Genomic DNA, 1,541 nt, shown 5'->3' with positions numbered 1-1,541 from the left:
GGGGCGATTTCGCTTTCTGGCTTCGTTTCTCCTCAGTCGCAGAGCCCTGGCTATGCTCCTTCGTCGTGCCTCGCCAGAAAGCGAAATCGCCTCCAGCAAAACCGGAATTTATTTTTGCACAGACCCTAAAGCCGGCGCTGGATCAGCTCCAGGGAAATGACGGCGTAAGCGGTCACGAGCGCCGGTTCCTTTTCCCACCAGCGACCGTTGTCGTTGGCCCACGAGCCATTGGCCTTCTGCAGGTTGATCAGCCGCAACGCGAGCTCCTTTCGCCAATGGATCCGCTTGCCGTCAGCGTTGTCGAGTTGGTCCACATCCGCGAGCGTGAGCGCTTTGGCCATCGTGTGAAAATAGAAGAACAGGCCTTGCGGTCCCATGCCGGGGTTTTCGTCCAACGTGTAATTGCTCCGCAGCCAGTCGAAGACCGCTTTCACGCGCGGATCCTCCGGTTTCAGTCCGGCGTAAATGTAACTCATCAAGCCCGCGTAGCTGATGCTCCCGTAGGACCGGAGCGCAACCCGGCCCGAGGAGAGATTGGTTTCCCCGGCCATGCTGTTTCCGGGGTAATACACGAAACCGCCTTTGTTCTGCGGATCGTCCGCGACCCATTTCTGTTGGTTGTGTTCGGGAAGATTCTGGCAATTCTGGATGAATTGAATGGCCGCCGCCCAATTCAGATCGCGCGCGCCGACCAGCGTCTCATCCTCGACCAACGGCTTGCTGTAATAAAGCGCCTCCAACGCCAGCAAGGTATTCGACATGTCGGAGTGCTTGTAGCGGTTCCCGTACCCGATCCCGCCGTCAAAGAGGTCATCGGCCTTGCCCGGCTCGCCGAAGTCCGACTGCAGTCCAATGATGAACTGGCGCGCCTTGACGAGAATCGGTTTGTACTCGGCGCGACTGGCCGCGAGCAAGGCCATCATCGAAACGGCCGTGTTGTAATTCGGCATGTCTTTGCGATAGATGCCGCCGTCGGGTTGGATGCAGTCCAAGAGGTAGTCATAACCCTTCTTCACCGCTTCGGGCAGCGCGGCATTCGCGTCGCGTCCGGGGCGGCCCTGGAAAGCCACGAGCGCCAGGGCGGTCACCGCCGGGTTGTCGCCCGTCGTCCAGAATCCTTTCGGGTCTTGGTGCTTCTCCAGCCAGGTCAAGCCCTTCGCGATGGCCCGTTCGACTTCGTTGCGGAGGGAAAGGTTTTCGGACGAAACGTTGAGGCGCGTGGCCTCACGCGGTTCGGCGGCAAGGCACATCGTCACGGCAGCGATGAAGAGAGTCACAGGGGCGATCAGGGAAACTCTTGCGAGCTGAGGCCATTTCGCCAGGCGAGTCGTCATAGTTCGACCCTAATCGAGGACAGCGTCGCTGCCAAACGAGAATTCAAGTTTTGCAGTTTTGCCCACCAAACACACTAAGGGGTCCGTTTCGTAAATACGCTCACGTTCGTTGCGCCCAATTTGGCCTGGGGCAAGGCGCGACGAGCGAGCATCCCCCGCCAGTGGGGCTGTGACCGAGGAGCAACGCAGCCCCAGGCAAAATTCGGC

Annotated in this window: 1 protein-coding gene; it reads right to left on the bottom strand. The window is 59.5% G+C overall.

The genetic code is table 11. The features are described 5' to 3' along the window. Nucleotides 1-125 precede the first annotated feature (125 nt). Nucleotides 126-1,334: a terpene cyclase/mutase family protein gene (locus FJ398_27585; GenBank protein MBM3841638.1), complete on the bottom strand. Its 1,209-nt coding sequence runs from the start codon at nt 1,332-1,334 to the stop codon at nt 126-128. Between the last annotated feature and the right edge of the window lie 207 nt (nt 1,335-1,541).

The sequence above is a fragment of the Verrucomicrobiota bacterium genome (assembly GCA_016871535.1).
Lineage (GTDB): Bacteria > Verrucomicrobiota > Verrucomicrobiia > Limisphaerales > SIBE01 > VHCZ01.
Note: the sequence above shows the minus strand (reverse complement) of the source record. Positions and strands in the feature narration are given on the sequence as shown.

Excerpts from the sequence above, each read along its gene's own strand:
- FJ398_27585 (MBM3841638.1), bottom strand. The coding sequence starts at position 1,334 with ATGACGACTCGCCTGGCGAAATGGCCTCAGCTCGCAAGAGTTTCCCTG.